This window comes from Oleiphilus sp. HI0123, assembly GCF_001635315.1.
This window is the reverse complement of sequence record NZ_LWGE01000830.1, coordinates 1-1,001: the sequence shown is the minus strand read 5'-3', so window position 1 is coordinate 1,001 and position 1,001 is coordinate 1. Positions and strand designations below refer to the sequence as shown.

Below are 1,001 nucleotides of genomic sequence, written 5' to 3'. Positions count from 1 at the left end.
TAGCATCTTTTGATAAGCATTGAATCTTTTCCAGTGCGAATCGACGACACTAGGAGGAGCTTTAATAGATTGGATATGAGAGCGAATGTAACGAAGTTCCAAACCGGAAGCAGATAGGTCTTCACGTATCAGCTTATTTAGTCGACTCTCTAAAGGCTTTCTCGGCCCATTAAGTAAAGTCAGGTACTCGTTCTCTGCCGCAAGCGTAAGCAAAGCAGATTCTGCATAGCCGCCAAGAATATCCTTTTGAACTGCCGGATCGAGCAACAACTGATGGTAAGGTTCCAGCGAGAAGTGCAGCTTTAGATTAATATCGACCAGGTTTTCATCACGGCTTAGGAAGAACTCTCCTTCGCCTTTCACCTGAGGACTTTTTCCATCAATTTTGTTTTGCCACAGACCGCTGGCAACAGAACTTTCTTGCTCTATATTCTTACGGGCACTATCGGTATCAACACTCAAGATATTACTGTCTTGAAGAATGACTAGCCCTCCAAGCGGCCAAGGAGCCTTATAGTATAAACCTGGAGACAAGTGCTCATTATCAAAATGATGCAGGAGGTGGCCATAAGCAACGTGCCCGTGAGGTACGATACGAAAGCCACTGAGTAAATAAGCAGTGCCCAGCAATGCAGCAAATATCGCCAGGTTTGCAGGTTTTCTAAGCTGTTTAGAATGATGCTGGAGGTGCTGAACCGACGGCATATCCATCAGTTTATCCATCAACGATACTTGCTTCAGCTCTGCACCGGTAAGCAAACTCTTAATACCCGAAATCAAAAGCTCAAGGCCGGCTATCGTAACCATCACAGCAATAATCACTGCGACAATCTCATCGAGGTAGATACCTATCATTGTACCTATCAATGAAAGCAAGACCGCAATTGAAGAAAATACATCGAGTTGACTATGATAACCATCCGCCACCAGAGCCATGGATTTAGTTTCTTTACCTACCCAGGTTTTTAAACGAGACATTAACCAAGCAATCGCTATACATA

Annotated in this window: 1 protein-coding gene; it reads right to left on the bottom strand. The window is 44.1% G+C overall.

From position 1 onward, the window contains the following. Positions 1 to 978 (bottom strand): cation transporter (locus A3761_RS07275; protein WP_197472933.1); only part of this gene is annotated, 978 nt, incomplete at its 3' end. Between the last annotated feature and the right edge of the window lie 23 nt (positions 979 to 1,001).